Annotated in this window: 13 protein-coding genes; 7 read left to right on the top strand and 6 right to left on the bottom strand. The window is 64.4% G+C overall.

All coding sequences use genetic code 11. The features are described from left to right. Positions 1 to 589 precede the first annotated feature (589 nt). The gene (locus ATM97_RS35110; RefSeq protein ID WP_101465726.1) at positions 590 to 874 is read left to right on the top strand and encodes a hypothetical protein; all 285 of its coding nucleotides are present in this window, start codon (positions 590 to 592) and stop codon (positions 872 to 874) included. A 152-nt stretch (positions 875 to 1026) separates the two neighbouring features. Here the strand turns inward: ATM97_RS35110 and ATM97_RS30750 are convergent, their stop codons facing one another. Genes ATM97_RS30750 through ATM97_RS30725 form a run of 6 tightly spaced genes read right to left on the bottom strand, consistent with a single transcriptional unit; the run spans position 1027 to position 6281 of the window. Beyond that, a complete protein-coding gene (locus ATM97_RS30750) occupies positions 1027 to 1944 on the bottom strand; it encodes an NAD-dependent epimerase/dehydratase family protein (RefSeq protein ID WP_062990353.1) in 918 nt (305 codons plus the stop codon). Between the two features lie 11 nt (positions 1945 to 1955). Further along, positions 1956 to 2861 carry an SUMF1/EgtB/PvdO family nonheme iron enzyme gene (locus ATM97_RS30745; RefSeq protein WP_062990355.1) on the bottom strand — a complete coding sequence of 302 codons (906 nt, stop codon included), beginning with the start codon at positions 2859 to 2861 and terminating at the stop codon, positions 1956 to 1958. Then, the gene (locus tag ATM97_RS30740) at positions 2858 to 3127 is read right to left on the bottom strand and encodes a MoaD/ThiS family protein (RefSeq protein WP_157125492.1); all 270 of its coding nucleotides are present in this window, start codon (positions 3125 to 3127) and stop codon (positions 2858 to 2860) included. Before ATM97_RS30740 ends, ATM97_RS30745 begins: the two co-directional genes overlap by 4 nt. Beyond that, positions 3124 to 4077: an NAD-dependent epimerase/dehydratase family protein gene (locus ATM97_RS30735; RefSeq protein WP_218019991.1), complete on the bottom strand. Its 954-nt coding sequence runs from the start codon at positions 4075 to 4077 to the stop codon at positions 3124 to 3126. Before ATM97_RS30735 ends, ATM97_RS30740 begins: the two co-directional genes overlap by 4 nt. A gap of 49 nt (positions 4078 to 4126) precedes the next feature. Beyond that, positions 4127 to 5386 (bottom strand): nucleotide sugar dehydrogenase, encoded by a 1260-nt coding sequence (locus ATM97_RS30730; RefSeq protein WP_062990359.1) that lies wholly within the window; start codon positions 5384 to 5386, stop codon positions 4127 to 4129. A 1-nt stretch (position 5387) separates the two neighbouring features. Then, positions 5388 to 6281, bottom strand: a complete 894-nt coding sequence (locus ATM97_RS30725; protein WP_084504681.1) for a PIG-L deacetylase family protein — start codon at positions 6279 to 6281, stop codon at positions 5388 to 5390. A 75-nt stretch (positions 6282 to 6356) separates the two neighbouring features. Between ATM97_RS30725 and ATM97_RS30720 the strand changes: the two genes are divergently transcribed. The 6 genes from ATM97_RS30720 to ATM97_RS30695 all read left to right on the top strand — a co-directional run bounded on the left by ATM97_RS30720 (position 6357) and on the right by ATM97_RS30695 (position 12727). Beyond that, on the top strand, positions 6357 to 7706 hold the full coding sequence (locus tag ATM97_RS30720) for a helix-turn-helix transcriptional regulator (protein WP_062990363.1): 1350 nt from the start codon (positions 6357 to 6359) through the stop codon (positions 7704 to 7706). Continuing rightward, entirely contained in the window at positions 7703 to 8239 is a 537-nt protein-coding gene (locus ATM97_RS30715; protein WP_062990365.1) for an NUDIX hydrolase, read from the top strand. Before ATM97_RS30720 ends, ATM97_RS30715 begins: the two co-directional genes overlap by 4 nt. Positions 8240 to 9183: 944 nt before the next feature. Next, positions 9184 to 9558, top strand: coding sequence for a helix-turn-helix domain-containing protein (locus tag ATM97_RS30710; RefSeq protein WP_245915102.1), 375 nt, complete (start codon positions 9184 to 9186; stop codon positions 9556 to 9558). Positions 9559 to 9593: 35 nt separating this feature from the next. Further along, positions 9594 to 10100 (top strand): hypothetical protein, encoded by a 507-nt coding sequence (locus tag ATM97_RS30705; protein WP_062990369.1) that lies wholly within the window; start codon positions 9594 to 9596, stop codon positions 10098 to 10100. Beyond that, entirely contained in the window at positions 10097 to 11317 is a 1221-nt protein-coding gene (locus ATM97_RS30700) for an MAB_1171c family putative transporter (RefSeq protein WP_062990371.1), read from the top strand. The genes ATM97_RS30705 and ATM97_RS30700 overlap by 4 nt, the downstream gene beginning before the upstream one ends. A gap of 9 nt (positions 11318 to 11326) precedes the next feature. Then, on the top strand, positions 11327 to 12727 hold the full coding sequence (locus ATM97_RS30695; protein WP_084504682.1) for a cytochrome P450: 1401 nt from the start codon (positions 11327 to 11329) through the stop codon (positions 12725 to 12727). Positions 12728 to 13198: the final 471 nt, after the last annotated feature.

The following is a 13198-nucleotide window of genomic DNA, read 5'->3' as shown; positions in this document are numbered from 1 at the left end:
ATTAACGACTAACGACATATATCGCCTTCACGCCGTGATCCGAGTATTGAAATGCAACCTTGGTTCCATCAGCACTGACAACTGGGTCGAAACAATCGCCGCATTACTTTTGGCAGCAGTGAATGACTTGGGTCGGCCCGCCCGGTTCCGCACCGCAGACAGCCCTCGCGCCGTCTTGGGAGACATGGCCCAAGCGCCCAAACATGTACAGGCCCCTGGAATTCAGCTCGCCACCGAGGTGGCGATGCGGATACTTGACCGATGAGCTTTGACCTCCTGCTGTTGGCGGTGCCCCTCTCCATCGCCTTCTGGAGCGCGTACCGGTATCCACGAGTTGTTCGACGCAGCGAGGTGGGCAGGGCGAGCCGCGACGAAAGCCGAGGTAAGGTGAATCCGCGTGCGGGCCTTCCGGTCCCGCACGAGATCAGAACTGGTCACCCCGAGAACTACTACCGTCCTCGCCCTCCGACGATCTATGACCGTCGTTATCCATGGTGACCGAGGGGAGCGCTGGCCGAGGTTCCTCCGCTTAACAGCGTTGTCACTATCGCCAAGTTGGGCGTTGTGAGAAAGGGACAGCACAGCACGGATCTGGGATGCGCGCACCCATCATCAGGTCGGGCGACCCCTCACCGGCCACACTGACTGGGTGGTTTCGGTGGCGTTCAGCCCCGACGGGGGCCAGCTCGCCACTGGCAGCAAAGACAGCACGGTGCGGATTTGGGATCTCAGTACCCATTGGCAGGTCGGAGGGCCCTACCGCGAACACACAGGCAGCGTGAATTCGGTGGCGTTCAGCCCTGATGGCAGCCAGCTGGCGACCGGCAGCAATGACCGCACTGCGCGGATTTGGAGGGTGGCCGGGCCCGCGTAGCGCCTGGGCCGACTGCCCGCAGTTCACGTCTGTGCCCGGCGACGTCGGTGCTGCGGTGACGTAATCAGTGACGGCCGGTTTGTGCCGCGCCGCCGACACGCAGCCTCGCACTGTGCTTGGTCTGCGCCCCGGGCAAGCGTGGCCGTGGCTTCCTACATGGTCAGTTCGGTGTACGTGCGCCCGATACCGTCGGGGATGGAAATGGTGGCACGCCAACCGAGTTCGCTTGCGGCCACAGTCGAGTCGAGTGCGCCGTGCAACCACTCACCCTCGCGGGCCGGAGCGAATTCAGGGGAGAGATCAGTACCGGCGGCTGCGTTGACCGCGTCGAGCAGTTCGAGCACGGAAGTGCCTGTACCAGAGCCGATATTGAACACTGCTGTGGTGCCGGTGTAGCTGCCTGCGGCCACGAACGCGTCGACAATGTCAGCGATGTACAAATAGTCGCGAGTCTGTTTGCCGTCACCGAAAACCGTGGGTGCCTTACCAGCGGCGGCGAGACCGCAGAAGATCGCGACTACACCTGCCTCACCGTGCGGGTCCTGGCGCGGTCCGAACACATTGCCCAGACGCAGGGCGATGTGGCGGCCGCCGTACAGCCGGTTGTGCAGAGTCAAGTACTGCTCAGCGCAGTACTTCGAAATCCCATACGGTGCTTGGGTTTGCGGAAGCACCGTTTCCGGCGTCGGCATCTGCACGCCGTCGCCGTACATCGCGCCGCCGGTGGAAGCCATGATGACGCGGGCGCCGACGGCGGTGGCCGCGGCCACGACGTTGAGGGTGCCGTTGATGTTGACGAGCGCGTCGCGGTGGGGGTCGGCGACCGAGTACCGGACGCTGATCTGCGCTGCGAGGTGGTAGATCACCTCGGGGCGCGCTTGTTCGATGATCGCGGTGACCGCGGCGGTATCGACGACGTCGACCGTGTGCAGCGTGACCTGGTCTGGGATGCGTGTTCGGTCGCCGCTGGAGAGGTCGTCGATGACGGTGACGGTGTGCCCGTCCGCGACCAGCCGATCGAGCAGGTGGGATCCGATGAATCCGGCACCGCCGGTGATGAGTGCGCGCATGGCTGGAGACCCTATCTGATGAGTGAGAGCACGTTGGTGGTGGTTTCGGGTAGGTCACGGGCGCAACGGAATCCGAGGTCTGGTCCGGAGTAGTCGGGGCTGCACGCGATACGTTCGCTGGTGCGGGTTTGCCATCGGAACGACTTCCAACCGCCGCCGCGCACCGTGATGTGACCGTGGTCGGCGACGGCGTGATAGCTGGGGTCGTAGCGGCGGTGGCGGTCGTAGAGCAGATACGACGACGCGGTCCATTCGGAGACGTTGCCCGCCATGTCCACCAGCCCGAAAGGGGAACTTCCGTCGGTGAATGCTCCGACTTCGGTGGTAGCGGGGGCGGGCCCGTGCTCGGCGTAGTGAGTTCGCCACCACGCTTTCCAAGTGGCCAGATCGTGGATCGGTTGGCCTGCCCAGTGTTCGGCGGTATTGGCGCGGGCGCTGTCCCAGCTCGGGCCCCACGGCCACGGCCGCCACTGGGGGCCGTGGGCGGCGTACTCCCATTCGGCTTCGCTGGGCAGTCGTTTGCCTGCCCAGATGGCGTAAGTAGTGGCGTCGGTGTGGTCCAGGTGCACCACCGGGTGGTGTGGTCGGTCGGTGACCGCGTCGAGGTCGGGGCGGGGGTGGCGCCAGGAGATGCCGTCCATGGTGGTCCAGTAGTCGGGCCCGTAGACCAGGGCGTAGCCGCGTCGCTCGGCGGCGCTCACATGCCCGGTCATCGTCACGAATTCCGCGAACATGCTGTTGGTGACCGGTGTCCGGTCGATCTCGAACGCGGGCAGTGTGATGGTGTGCTGCGGTGTTTCGTCCTCGAACCAGGTCCGAGGGTAGTGCTGGGAGGCGGCGACGGTGTCCAGGTGCGATTCGGGTGACCCGACCGCCACCTGGGCGGCCGGGATCGCGATCATCTCGGGCACGTTCACCCGCCCACCAACGCCGGGATGATCTGGAGCTCGTGATCTCCGGCAGGAATCGGGGTGTCGAGGTCCAGGATGTGAGTGTTGTTGAGGCACACGATTGTCCACGGTGCGAGTCGCTCACCGTCGAAGATGCGTTCACCGAATATCGGGTGCTGACCCACCAGCCAGGTCAGGGCTTGCCCGATGGTGGTGGCCTGGGTGCTCAGTTCGGACAGGTCTGCTCCGACCAGTGTGGGCCAGCTCGGTGGCAAGACGAATCGGACGGTCATGACGGCACCGCCACGGTGCGCATCCACGCCAGCGTCGCGGCGACGCCGACGTCCAACGGGGTTTCGGGTTGCCAGTCCAGAAGTTTGCGGGCACGGGTGGTGTCTGGTCGGCGCACCGTGACCACGTCGCTGCGACCCGCGACGATATCGAGGGAGCCTGAGCCGGCCTGGTCGATGATCAGCTGGGCGAGATCGCGGATCGTGATCTCGTGTTCGGAGCCGAGGTTGATCGGCCCGAATTCGGTGCTGTCGAGCATCGCGAGCAGCCCGGTCACGAAATCACCGACCCAGACCAGGGATCGGGTTTGGGTGCCGCCTCCCTGGAGTTGGAGCGTCTCACCGGCCAGGGCCGCGGCGCAGAACGCAGCGACCACCCGGCCGTCGTCGGGCCACATGAATGGTCCGTAGACATTGAACGGGCGCACGATCCCGACATCAGCGCCCATCCGGTGGTAGGCCGCGGCGGCGGCTTCGGTGGCGCGTTTGCCTTCGGTGTAGGCCGAGTGTGCTCCGATCGGGTCTGCGTTGCCCCGGTAGTCCTCGGTCTGCGGATGGACCAACGGGTCACCGTAGATCTCCGAGGACGAGGCCACGATGGCTCGGATCCCGGCGCGGTGCGCGCATTCGAGGACGTTCATCGTCCCGACGGTGGCGGTGCGCAGGGTTGCCAGTGGCATCGCGGTGTTCGCCTTGGGCGAGGCCGGGCAGGCAAGATGGACGAGGTGGGTTGCCCCGGTGATCGCGGCGAAGCTGACCGGTGCGTTGACATCACTGACGCGCAGGCTGAATCGGGGGTTTTCCAGCAGGTCGGTGACGTTGTCCCTGCGGCCGGTCGAAAGGTTGTCGATCGCGGTGACCTGGTCACCACGGTCGAGCAGGGCGCGGCACAGATGAGAACCGATGAACCCGGCGCCGCCGGTGACGATGACGTGAGATGCGTTGGTGGACAATGAATCCTCCTGAATCGGGTGGAACTGCGGATGTCGGAATCGGTGTGGTTCAGAGGTGTTCGATGTTCGGTGCGGTCGGGAGCGCCCCGCACGCGTCGAACACGTAGTTGGCGGTACTGATCAGCTTCAGGTCCAGGCCGGTATGCCCGACCAGGACCGCGACCCCGGACGCGGTGTTCACGATGTCGGCGGTGACACGGGGCAGCACCTGGAGTCCCTCGGGGATGGTCGGGTCCACGATCACGACCTCGGCGCCGTAGCGGCGCAGCGCCCGGATCACTTCGAGGGCGCACGATTCGCGCAGATCCGCGACATCACGCTTGTAGGTGACCCCGACGGCGACGATCCGGGCGGACTCGATCGCGACACCACGGCGATCCAGGCCACTCACGATGCGATCCGCGACGTAGGTCGGCATCGAGTCGTTGATCCGGGAGGCAGTTTCGATCAGCACCGCTGGAGTCCCGGAAAGGGTGCGGATCTGCCAGCTCAGATATCGGGTGTCCACCGGCAGGCAGTGCCCACCGGCGCCGACACCGGGATGAAAGCGCATGAACCCAAAGGGTTTGGTCTCGGCCAAGGCCAATGCCTGGCGTACATCGGCACCCAACGCCCGCGCATGCTGGGCGAGCTCGTTGACCAGCGACACGTTGACCAACCGGAAGACGTTCTCGAAGAGCTTGGCCAGCTCCGCAGTCCGGATATCTGGTGCTACAACGACTTCGGCAACCAGTGCGCGCCAGAACTCGGCGATCACGGTTGTGGAGGCGTCGTCGATGCCGGCGACGATCTTCGGGACGGCGCGCAGTCCTGCCAAGCCCATGCCGGGGTCGATCCGCTCGGGTGAGTACCCCAGGTGGAAATCGACCCCTGCTCGCAGCCCTGAGCACTCCAGGATCGGCTGCACGATGTCTTGTGTGGTGCCTGGGTAGGTGGATGACTCGAGCACCACCGTGCATCCCGGTTCAAGATGGGCCGCAACATGTTTGGCTGCCGCCTCGACCAGCGTCAAGTCCGGGTCGCCATCGCGATCGAGGGGGGTCGGCACGGTGATCAGCACGATGTCGAATCCGGCCAACGCGTTCGGGTCCGCGGTGGGAAGCAGCCGACCCGACCCGAGCGCGTCGGCCAGGTCAGAGTCGGTGACATCGACGATGTAGGACTTCCCGGCCTGGAGTTGCATGATGCGGTCCGGGTCGGTGTCGATGGCAACGACGTCATGTCCGGCGGCGACGGCGAGTAGTGCCACCGGCACACCGACATACCCGCAGCCCAGCACAGCGACCCGCCTTGGTACGAGTGGTTTCATGTCACGACCTCCACCGCAAGCAGGCAAACGCCTCGGCATAGGAGAACCCGCTCTGCGCACCTCGCACGGCGGCCAGCCCCCGCAACGCGTCTTCGGAGCGGGTATGGGGATGCTCACGCCACTGGCTGCCGTGCAACTTCAACGCGGCGATCTTGCGATCGAGATCATCGGCGGTCAGTTCGACGAAGAAGTTGCGCGAGGCCGCAGCCACCGTGGCGCCGCTCCAACCATCGGCGGGCTCTTCGTAGGCCAGCACCAGCGGTGGCTGCCAGCGACTCGCGTCCGGGCCTGGGCGTAGCGCGGTCAGCGTCGCCCGCGCGATCGCGGCGTGATCCTGGTTGTAGCTGGTGATCTCGGGTGAGAGGACCACTGTTGGGCGCAGCACCGACAACGCCATTTGGTGGGTGGGTCGCCCTTCGAGCAGGTCGACTATCTCCGTTTGTGCCATGGTGTCCAGTCGCAGCGTCGCGCCTTGGCCGACCAGACCTGGTTGCCAGGCGTCGAGGGGGAAGAACTCCGCGACCCGCGTGATCTCGGCCAACCGTTGCGCGGTACTCGAATGTCCCGCTTTCGAGTATTCGATCAGATCGTCGACCACCGCATACAGCACATGAACCTGTCCGCCCTCACGTTTGATCCGGCTGATCAGCCCACCGCAGCCGATGACCTCGTCGTCGGGATGGGGTGCGATCACCAATGCTCGCTGGGCTCCCCAATCGATCCGCACAGCGTTCACCGCGAGGACGGCTTCATCGGCACCACACACAGCGAGGTCATAATCGGCTCCTGGGATCGATGGCTGGTCGCCGTGTGAACGTGGCGACTTCCTCAACCGTGACTGCGCGCGGAACCCGTGGGAATGACCGATCGCGCATACGGTATGCATCGTCCGCATACCGCCAGCGCCAGTGGGCGAGCGCCGATAAACTTCCCCTGATCGGGCTCATCGACAACCATCAGGTAGGACCGCATGGACACCGCGTCGACCGGGCAGCACCGTATCGGTGCGGGACGTGGCGCTCCGGATTCTGACCAGTGCCCCTTGGTGGCACCTGGATTCTGGGATGCCGTACCCATCCGGGCCGCGCTGAGCAACCGGCACATGGGGAAGGTGATCGCCGCCTATCGCGCTCATCCGGCCCACCCTCGCCCGATATCGCAGGCTCAGATGGGACGTTGGGTCGGGATCACCCAAGGTCAGCTCAGCCGCATCGAGAACGGCCCACCGATCAAGTATCTGGACAGGCTTGTCCAGTGGGCAACCCTGCTCACAATCCCGGCGGATCTGCTCTGGTTCCAGTTGCCTGGTCAGGCCCCTCGCGCAGTACCAGCGGCTATCCCGGCGACGGCACCTGCGGCAGGGCCGTTCCGGCTGGTACGTATCACCGACGCGTCCGGTGACGAGGATCCCGACCTCGCCGCCGTGCGCGCGTTCCGCTCCGCCGACCAGTCATTGGGCGGTGGACACCTCTACACCGCGGTCATCGACTACCTGCACACCGATATCGCGCCCCGACTGTTCGGGGGAGACCAGCGAGGCGACGCCCGCTCGTTGTTCACCGCCGCCGCCGGCCTCACCGAAATGGCCGGGTGGATGGCTCATGATGCCGGACACGACCGCCAAGCCGACCAGCACTTCCGCCGCGCCCTGGACCTCGCAGTCGTCGGCCGAGACCACCATCTCCACGTCCACGTCCTGGCCAGCCTCAGCCACCTGTCCCTGCATCGACGCAAACCCGACGCAGCCCTGGGCTATGCCCACGACGCCGAGATGGCACTGTCGCGGGCTGGCCGCAATCCCGAACTCACCGCCCGCATCTATGCCCTGCAAGCCCGTGCACACGCCGCTCAACACCAACCCGGACACGCCCACCGTCTACTCGATCAGGCCGCTCGCACTCTCGAGGCCCCCGCCGAACCGGTCGCCTCACCGTGGGCAAGTCACTTCGACCAAGCTTCACTGGCCAGCGACGCCGCCCGATGTCTGCGCACCGTCGGCGACCTGCCCGCCGCGGCCCGAAATGCCCACCGCATCATCGGCCTACGCCCTGTTGGTACCCGCTCACACGCCTTCGCGCAGCTGAGTCTTGCAGCGATCCTCACCGCTCAAGGCCACCCTGATCACGCGTGCGTCGTCGCGACGAAAGTCCTCGACAGCATCTCCACCATGAACTCCCACCAGCTCACACTCCAACTCCACGGCCTTGACCACCAACTGCGGCCCTACCTCACCAACCGCATGGTGGGACAATTCGTAGACCGACTCACCGCGGTGATCCACGAAAGGGCCTCGATGCATCGAACGGCGGCGATCACATGAACCGCGCCGACCCGCTCTACCAGCGCGATCCCGATGCCTGGCGCGCTCACCTCGCCGAAGGCAATGCCAAACAACCACGCAAGCGAGTCGGTGCCGATGCCCTCATCCACGACTCCGACGGTCGAATCCTGCTGGTCAACCCCAACTACAAGCCGGACTGGGACCTTCCTGGCGGGATGTCGGACGCCAACGAACCACCCGATGCCACCGTGCGGCGCGAGCTCGCCGAAGAACTCGGCCTGGATCGTTCCGCCACACCACTGTCGTTGCTTTGCATCGACTGGGTAGCACCCCACGGCCCATGGGACGACTCCCTCATGCTCATCTTCGACGCTGGAACTCTCAGTCCCGCAACAATTTCGACGCTTCACATCGCCGACGGCGAACTCGAGGACTTCGGCTTCTTCACACCAGACCAAGCCCGCCAACGTCTTCGCCCCTACATTTGGCAGCGGCTCCAGGCTGCACTGCACGCCCGCACCACCGGACACACCGCCTACCTTCACGACGGCAATTCCACATCTGGTCGGTGAACAGGGCACCGTAGAAGGCTTGTGGCCGGGGTGACCGCGCTGCCGGGTCCGCGCGATACAGTTGTGCGCTCGCGACCTGGAAACTACGGGCTCAGCCATCCCTGATCTGCGCGCCACGCCGCTGTCTGCACGGCGCGGGGACTAGCCAATCCGGTGTACGGCCAGCCCCTCCACAGTGCGGCCCATCAGCGATTCCACACGAGCACTGGGGTCTCACACTCACGGGCGGTCTATGCCGGTTCGCCATCGCGGACAGGCCCGTTGCGCTGCACTGTCTTTTAGCGGCATTTTCAACAGCATCGCGGAATCACCAAGATGGGCAGTGCGAGAACTTGCTGGTTAGGATGAAGTGCGGGTCGGCAACCTTATTCCCCCCCAAGGATTGTCACCCGAATCAGCGGCATGCCGCGCCCTCGCGGGTCGGTCGGCGCCGTTGATATCGATGCCGTCGGGCTCACTCCCCCCTTCGCCCGGCGGCATCGGTCACTTCGGCGTCCGATGGCATCGCCGATGGGTGCACTCCCCTCCGAAGCCGATCCGCAGAAGGCGACGAGCTCGACTGCGGGTGCTGTCAATGCCCTCGCGCCCGCCGACTGCGATCATCGCATCGGCGCCGACATGCGACGCCCGCCTAGCCGCGGCCGAGCCTGCTAGACCGCAACACTCCGGGCTTCATCGACCGGAGTGCTGCCGTCGGCGTTCGCCGACCTAGTCCAGCATGTACTGACCCCCCTCCACGCCAGTACACATACGGACCGAGTGGCGTGTACTGATGTACACGAAGCGACTGTGTCATGCACGCTGGTACATGTCAATGGCCGTCTATTGTACTGTGGTGTAAACGGCCGTATTTCGCAGGAGGGGGAACAGTGGACGGGCGACAGCACGAAAACCCCGAGAGCCCAACCGATTTGGCCGCGAAGATCAATCGGTTGTTCGAGGTGATGCGCAAGCCCTCGGTGCCGCCGCTGTCCAATGCCGCTGCCGCGGCTGCGATCACGGAGGCGACCGGGGTGTCGATCAGCCCCGCGTATCTGTGGCAACTTCGGTCGGGGATGAAGTCCAATCCGACGGTGCAGCATCTGCGCGCGATCGCGCAGTTCTTCGGAGTGTCCGCGTCGTATCTGCTCGATGCCGAGTCCGACGAGTCGACCGAGGCTCAGCTGAATTTGCTGCAAGCGATGAAAGATTCCGGTGTACGCGGCCTGGCGTTGCGGGCATCGGGTCTCACGCCTCGCACGTTGGACAGCATCGCCGCTATCGTTGATCGTGCGCGCGAGATCGAGAATCTGCCTCCGATCGAGTCGCAGGATCGCTGATCTGGGGTGGACGTATCGGTGGGGACTACGGGGTCATGAAGAATTCGACGAAGCGGATCGACAAGCTGGTTACCCAGCTCCCGATTCCCCGGCCGTGGAACCGAACGACGTTCGTCGACAACGTCGCCACGCTGCGCGGGCGGCCCATCACCCTGATCTCGACTGCCGACCTCGAACTGCCGGTGACGCCCGACAGCGCGTGCGGCATCTGGCTGATGCGCGACAGCGAGGACGTGATCATCTACGAGGCCGCGACCTCGGAATATCACATCGATCAGATCGTCTGCCACGAGCTCGGTCACATGCTGCTCGATCACGACCGCGCAGCAGGCACTGCCGAGAACGCCCGAGCCCCTGATCCGTTGCTCCGCTCAGCTTTTCCAGACCTCGACCCGGCGACGGTGCGAGCGGTACTGGGGCGCTCGGACTACGGTGACCGCCTCGAGCGCGAAGCGGAGACCTTCGCCACCCTGGTCATGGTCGCGGCAACAGCCGACCACCCCAGCCAGGGTCTACGCAATGTTCTTTTCAGGCAGCAATGACCTCGGCAGTATCGGCAACGATCGCATGGCCGATCATCGTCGCGATGACGCTGGTGGTGGGTGCGCGTTGGAACTGGTTCGCCAGCAGCACGGCCGAACGGTACCTGAACACGACCCTCACCATCATTCTCGCGACCCAACTGCTGCGTGAACGCGCAGTACAGCACGCGATCGCCGAGCACACGCCGCTGAGTGTGACCGCGATTCAGCAACTGACGCTGTGCACAATCGTCTGCTCCATCGCACCGTTCCTCTGCGTGGTCGGCATGTTGTCGGGCTGGAATACCAAACATGCACGACAACAATGTCTTCGGTATGCGTTCGTCGCTGTCGCGTTGTCGGCCCTCATGCTCATCGCCGGTACACGAGCACGACGCGCCCACATGCCCATCGAAATAACCGGCGGTTGGGACGGGGTACTGGTGTGGGTGGGTTTCTCGGTGCTGCCGACCTACCTGGCCTATGTGATGGTCAGCCGGTGCCACACCGAATACCGGCAGCCCGGCGTGATCCGCAGCGAGAAACTTGTTCTCGCGGGCATCGCGGCAGCCGGAGCAACCATCGGAGTCACCACCGCTATCGCGCTGGTGCTCGCGGTCCTTCAGGAACTACACCTTCTCGATTCCGTCGAGTACCGGATGCAAACCCATCCGCGGAACTTCTTCTGGATCGCCGCCGCCATAGTGGCCGTGTCAGCCGCTCCGCCACTACGGTCAGCGACGCGATGGCTCGGCTACGACACGACAAGCAGGCAGTGGCGCCAGCTACGATCACTATGGCAAGCGATGGTGTCACTGTTCCCCGACAGTCGACTTCCACTTGGCCCGCGCCCGTCGCAGCGACGGATCACTACCTTGCAGCTACACCGTGCGACAGTCGAAATACGAGACGCCATGCTCGGGCTGCGTTCCTTCGCTCACGACGTAGAACCCGACATGTTCGCGACTTTCACTGCGCGAGAGCACATTCCCAGATCCGAATGGGACACAGCCACCCTCGCACTGCAGTTGGCGAGGGCCGCCCACGATCGCCTCGAGGGGATCGCACCGCGTGCCGAGACCGCAACGCCGCTACCTACCTCGACCTCAGCGAACCTCGCAGACGAGGTATCAGAGTTGTTGCGACTGGCCAAGTGGTGGTCGCCTGCCCATCGGTTCGTCGCCGCCGACCGGTCCGCTTCGCACCGACCAGCCGAATCACCAACCCAGAAGACGTAGGGACACAACATGATCGAGACGACCACCGCTACGGGGCTATCGGCGAAGCTGCCGCATCCCCGATTTCGGCTACCGCTGCTCGGCGACATCCTGACCACCGATTTCGCAAAGCCGTGCCAACGGCTGGCCGAGCAAGCGCGGGAGTTGGGGCCGGTCTTCGAACAGAAGCTGTTCGGTTACCCCGCGATCATCGTCACCGGAGTCGAGGCCGTCGAGGAAGTCAACGACGAGTCGCGGTGGGAAAAGCACGTCGGGCACGCGCTGATCAAACTGCGACCACTGGCGGGCGACGGATTGTTCACCGCCTACAACTCCGAGCCGAATTGGGCCAAGGCACACACCATTCTCGCCCCAGCCTTCACCAAGTCGGCGATGGCCAACTACCACGGCTCGATCATCGAGACCGTTCGGGAGTTGACCGATGTCTGGTCCGCGACACCGCAGTGGATCGACGTGCCGGCGACGACGAACAAGCTGACGTTCGAAATCATTGCGCGCGCAGGGTTCTCGCATTCCTTCGGTTCGCTGGCCGATTCGAACAGCGGTTCCTTCGTCGAAGCGATGGTGCGTGAGCTCGCCTACGCCAACCGTCGCACCGACGTCCTTCCCTTGTTCGACAAAGTCTTCCGACGCGACGACCGCGAGCGACACCTGGCCGACCTGACGCATGCGCACGCTGTCGTCGACGACATCATCGAGGCCCGCAAAGGCCATCCCCATCGTGAGTATCGCGACATCCTCGATCTCATGCTCGACAGCGTCGACCCAGAAACCGGGGAACGTCTCGACACGGTCAACATCCGAAACCAGATCCTCACCTTCCTCATCGCGGGCAGTGAGACCTCCGCCAACACCATCGCTTTCGCTCTGCACTACCTCTCGACCCGCCCCGACATCGCCGCGACCGTCCGCGTCGAACTCGATGAGCGTTGGCCCACAGCGGAATTCCCGGACATCCGCTACGACGACGTGGCCAAGCTGCGTAGTCTGCGCCGCGTCATCGACGAAACTCTGCGGCTGTGGCCAACCGGGCCCGGATACTTCCGCCGGGCCAAGCAAGACACCACGCTAGGCGGCCGCTATCGATTCGCTAAGAAGGACTGGGTACTGGTGCTACTCCTCGCCGCCCATCGAGACCCCGCCTGGGGCCCCGATGCCGATCAGTTCAATCCCGACCGGTTCCTGCCGGACAACCTTCGCGGCCTACCGCCCCGCGTCTACAAGCCTTTCGGTACTGGCCCCCGTGCCTGCATCGGGCGCCAGTTCGCGTACCACGAAATAGCGGTCACCCTCGCGGTGCTTCTGCACCAGTTCGACCTGGAATCCGACCCCGGCTATGACCTCGATGTCCGCGAAACTCTCACCCTCAAGCCTGCAGGGCTCCGGCTGCGCGCACATAGCCGCCGCTAGGCATCGCCTGAGCAGCAGCGGCCCGCCTAGACGCGACCGCTCATCCAAGTCCCGCATTGTCTTGACAACAATCGACGGACCCACAGCGAGATGATCCGGGCACGACTACTCCGTCAAGGATCGACGGGCCACAGCTTCAGGATTCCCGGGCCGGACCCAACCGAGTGCGAGATACTGCAACAGTCAACCAACCCTGGCCCGATGTCTGTCGGCAGCGCATACCCGCAGAACCCGGGGTACATCACCTCGTCGACCAACCTATAAGAGGAGCATCGTGGGTCTGTTCGACGGCGCGCAGCGCGCAAAGGCTGACCGAGACGCAAAACAACAACAGGAAGCTTCCGCTGCCAAGAAGTCCGGGGAAGAGCGGGCTTCACTCATGGCGGCCGAACATGCTCTTCTGCAAGAGTTCGTCGCTGAAATGACACGATTGAGAATTGCTCCAGCCAGTCACAGAGATACGCACTACCC

It is taken from the genome of Nocardia sp. MH4 (assembly GCF_019266065.1).
Classification (GTDB): domain Bacteria; phylum Actinomycetota; class Actinomycetes; order Mycobacteriales; family Mycobacteriaceae; genus Nocardia; species Nocardia canadensis.
This window is presented reverse-complemented; position numbering and strand designations above follow the sequence as displayed.